The organism is Clavibacter sp. GW821-FHT01D01, from assembly GCF_059422605.1.
The window spans coordinates 1-5,083 of record NZ_JBWKXC010000024.1 but is presented as its reverse complement, the minus strand read 5'-3'; the positions used below and the strand labels follow the sequence as shown (position 1 = coordinate 5,083).

The window sequence follows — 5,083 nt, the reverse complement described above, 5'->3', positions numbered from 1 at the left end:
ACGGGGCATGAAAACTGTGATGAATCGACCAGTCAAGCTGGTTGTTCAATTAGTACCCGACCGTATATCGGGAACCACATAGTGGACGCAAGCAAAGTGTTTTCAAGATATCGGCTTATTAGTACAGGTCAGCTCCACGAGTCTTTAGTCCTCGCTTCCACATCCTGCCTATCAACCCGGTAGTCTAGCCGGGAGCCTTCACCCTGAAAGGGATGGAAATCTCATCTCGAAGCCGGCTTCCCGCTTAGATGCTTTCAGCGGTTATCCGTTCCGAACGTAGCTAATCAGCGGTGCTCCTGGCGGAACAACTGACACACCAGAGGTTCGTCCATCCCGGTCCTCTCGTACTAGGGATAGATCTTCTCAAATTTCCTACGCGCGCAGCGGATAGGGACCGAACTGTCTCACGACGTTCTAAACCCAGCTCGCGTACCGCTTTAATGGGCGAACAGCCCAACCCTTGGGACCTACTCCAGCCCCAGGATGCGACGAGCCGACATCGAGGTGCCAAACCATGCCGTCGATATGGACTCTTGGGCAAGATCAGCCTGTTATCCCCGAGGTACCTTTTATCCGTTGAGCGACAGCGCTTCCACAAGCCACTGCCGGATCACTAGTCCCGACTTTCGTCCCTGCTCGACTTGTCAGTCTCACAGTCAAGCTCCCTTGTGCACTTACACTCGACACCTGATTACCAACCAGGTTGAGGGAACCTTTGGGCGCCTCCGTTACTTTTTAGGAGGCAACCGCCCCAGTTAAACTACCCACCAGGCACTGTCCCTGAACCGGATTACGGTTCGAAGTTAGATATCCAGAGTGACCAGAGTGGTATTTCAACAATGACTCCACCCGAACTAGCGTCCGAGCTTCACAGTCTCCCACCTATCCTACACAAGCCACACCGAACACCAATACCAAGCTGTAGTAAAGGTCACGGGGTCTTTCCGTCCTGCTGCGCGTAACGAGCATCTTTACTCGTAGTGCAATTTCGCCGAGTTCGCGGTTGAGACAGCTGGGAAGTCGTTACGCCATTCGTGCAGGTCGGAACTTACCCGACAAGGAATTTCGCTACCTTAGGATGGTTATAGTTACCACCGCCGTTTACTGGGGCTTAAATTCTCAGCTTCGCACTTGCGTGCTAACCGTTCCTCTTAACCTTCCAGCACCGGGCAGGCGTCAGTCCGTATACATCGTCTTGCGACTTAGCACGGACCTGTGTTTTTAGTAAACAGTCGCTTCCCACTGGTCTCTGCGGCCTTCAAACGCTTCAGGAGTAAATCCCTACACGCCTCAGGCCCCCCTTCTCCCGAAGTTACGGGGGCATTTTGCCGAGTTCCTTAACCACGATTCTCTCGATCTCCTTAGTATTCTCTACCTGACCACCTGAGTCGGTTTGGGGTACGGGCGATTGGAACCTCGCGTCGATGCTTTTCTCGGCAGCATAGGATCACTGATTTCGTCCGTGAGGACTACCCATCGGGTCTCAGGCTACATAGAAGACGGATTTGCCTATCTTCTGCCCTACATCCTTAGACCGGGACAACCATCGCCCGGCTCAGCTACCTTCCTGCGTCACACCTGTTAATACGCTAAACGCCCCAGCGTAGGGTCGTGTGCTAGGCCAAGACCGTCACCCCGAAGGGATCGAATCAAGGATTCAGACACTTAGCATTACTGGATTGTCTTGGGCGGTTCTTCATCGGTACGGGAATATCAACCCGTTGTCCATCGACTACGCCTGTCGGCCTCGCCTTAGGTCCCGACTTACCCAGGGCGGATTAGCCTGGCCCTGGAACCCTTGGTCTTTCGGAGGACGGGTTTCTCACCCGTCTTTCGCTACTCATGCCTGCATTCTCACTCGTGTGGCCTCCACGGCTGGTTCACACCGCCGCTTCGCTGGCCACACGACGCTCTCCTACCCATCCATACGGCTGGACCACGAAGGCCTGCCTATAATATAAATGCCACAACTTCGGTGGCGTGCTTGAGCCCCGTTACATTGTCGGCGCGGAATCACTTGACCAGTGAGCTATTACGCACTCTTTCAAGGGTGGCTGCTTCTAAGCCAACCTCCTGGTTGTCTATGCAACTCCACATCCTTTCCCACTTAGCACGCGCTTAGGGACCTTAGATGGTGGTCTGGGTTGTTTCCCTCTCGACGATGAAGCTTATCCCCCACCGTCTCACTGCTGCGCTCTCACTTACCGGCATTCGGAGTTTGGCTGAAGTCAGTAACCTTTTGGGGCCCATCGTCCATCCAGTAGCTCTACCTCCGGCAAGAAACACGCAACGCTGCACCTAAATGCATTTCGGAGAGAACCAGCTATCACGAAGTTTGATTGGCCTTTCACCCCTATCCACAGCTCATCCCCTCCATTTTCAACTGAAGTGGGTTCGGTCCTCCACGACGTCTTACCGTCGCTTCAACCTGGCCATGGATAGATCACTTCGCTTCGGGTCTAGAACATGCGACTCATACGCCCTATTAAGACTCGCTTTCGCTACGGCTGCCCCTCACGGGTTAACCTCGCCACATATCACTAACTCGCAGGCTCATTCTTCAAAAGGCACGCTGTCACACCAACAAGGGTGCTCCAACGGTTTGTAAGCAAACGGTTTCAGGTACTATTTCACTCCCCTCCCGGGGTACTTTTCACCTTTCCCTCACGGTACTTGTCCGCTATCGGTCATCTGGGAGTATTTAGGCTTATCAGGTGGTCCTGACAGATTCACACGGGATTTCTCGGGCCCCGTGCTACTTGGGATACTCTCCGGACAGGCGACGACATTTCGACTACGGGGTTCGCACCCTCTATGACTGGCCTTTCAAGACCATTCGTCTATATCGCGCTCATTGCCCTCACAGCTCGGTAGAACTGTACGGAAAGTCCCGCAACCCCGACCATGCAACTCCTACCGGATATCACACATGATCGGTTTGGCCTCTTCCGGTTTCGCTCGCCACTACTAACGGAATCGCTTTTGCTTTCTCTTCCTGTGGGTACTGAGATGTTTCACTTCCCCACGTTCCCTCTACCCGCCCTATATATTCAGGCGGGAGTCACCAGGTCACCCAAAGGGCCTGGCGGGGTTTCCCCATTCGGAGATCCTCGGATCACAGCTCTATTATCAGCTCCCCGAGGCTTATCGCAGATTTATACGTCCTTCTTCGGCTCCAGATGCCAAGGCATCCACCGTTTGCTCTTAGAATCTTGAAATCACATGAGATTGAATCGTTTCGCCTCCCCTAGAGGAGACAGAATTGACCAATGATCTATAAATAGATCTTTGTGATCCACCGGTAAACCGGTGAATCTAAGATGCTCGCGTCCACTGTGTAGTTCTCAATATACGGGCGGTACCCCACCATCATCCACAACAGGACGACGGAAAGGGTCCGACAAGAAACCAGACACACCCGAAGGTGCGGCCCGGTCCCTCAGGACCCAACAGCGTGCAACATGCCCTCGACACCCCGCACCACGTTCCCACCCCACAAGGAGGCGTACTAGCAGCACGACGAATCAGCCGGCATCAATGTCAATGTTCCACCCATGAGCGCCACCACCAGGACATGCGCCTGACGCGTGACTTGGCACCCTTGATCTCCCTGTATACAGAGGAGAGGTGCACATGCTCCTTAGAAAGGAGGTGATCCAGCCGCACCTTCCGGTACGGCTACCTTGTTACGACTTAGTCCTAATCACCGATCCCACCTTCGACAGCTCCTCCCTTGCGGTTAGGCCACTGGCTTCGGGTGTTACCGACTTTCATGACTTGACGGGCGGTGTGTACAAGGCCCGGGAACGTATTCACCGCAGCGTTGCTGATCTGCGATTACTAGCGACTCCGACTTCATGAGGTCGAGTTGCAGACCTCAATCCGAACTGAGACCGGCTTTTTGGGATTCGCTCCACCTTACGGTATCGCAGCCCTTTGTACCGGCCATTGTAGCATGCGTGAAGCCCAAGACATAAGGGGCATGATGATTTGACGTCATCCCCACCTTCCTCCGAGTTGACCCCGGCAGTCTCCTATGAGTTCCCACCATTACGTGCTGGCAACATAGAACGAGGGTTGCGCTCGTTGCGGGACTTAACCCAACATCTCACGACACGAGCTGACGACAACCATGCACCACCTGTATACCGACCTTGCGGGGCGCACATCTCTGCGCGTTTCCGGTATATGTCAAGCCTTGGTAAGGTTCTTCGCGTTGCATCGAATTAATCCGCATGCTCCGCCGCTTGTGCGGGCCCCCGTCAATTCCTTTGAGTTTTAGCCTTGCGGCCGTACTCCCCAGGCGGGGAACTTAATGCGTTAGCTGCGACACGGAGACCGTGGAATGGTCCCCACATCTAGTTCCCAACGTTTACGGCATGGACTACCAGGGTATCTAATCCTGTTCGCTCCCCATGCTTTCGCTCCTCAGCGTCAGTTACGGCCCAGAGATCTGCCTTCGCCATCGGTGTTCCTCCTGATATCTGCGCATTCCACCGCTACACCAGGAATTCCAATCTCCCCTACCGCACTCTAGTCTGCCCGTACCCACTGCAGACCCGAGGTTGAGCCTCGGGATTTCACAGCAGACGCGACAAACCGCCTACGAGCTCTTTACGCCCAATAATTCCGGACAACGCTTGCACCCTACGTATTACCGCGGCTGCTGGCACGTAGTTAGCCGGTGCTTTTTCTGCAGGTACCGTCACTTTCGCTTCTTCCCTACTAAAAGAGGTTTACAACCCGAAGGCCGTCATCCCTCACGCGGCGTTGCTGCATCAGGCTTGCGCCCATTGTGCAATATTCCCCACTGCTGCCTCCCGTAGGAGTCTGGGCCGTGTCTCAGTCCCAGTGTGGCCGGTCACCCTCTCAGGCCGGCTACCCGTCGTAGGCTTGGTGAGCCATTACCTCACCAACAACCTGATAGGCCGCGAGTCCATCCCCAACCGAAATTCTTTCCACGACCAGACCATGCGGCCAGTCGTCATATCCGGTATTAGCTACCATTTCTAGCAGTTATCCCAGAGTCGGGGGCAGGTTACTCACGTGTTACTCACCCGTTCGCCACTGATCCGCCAGAGCA

Annotated in this window: 2 rRNA genes; both read right to left on the bottom strand. The window is 54.6% G+C overall.

What is annotated here, in order from left to right:
* Positions 1 to 98: 98 nt before the first annotated feature.
* A 23S ribosomal RNA gene (locus tag AC07VC_RS16205) occupies positions 99 to 3,218 on the bottom strand.
* Positions 3,219 to 3,644: 426 nt separating this feature from the next.
* Positions 3,645 to 5,083: ribosomal RNA gene (locus AC07VC_RS16200) — 16S ribosomal RNA — on the bottom strand; the annotation flags it as partial.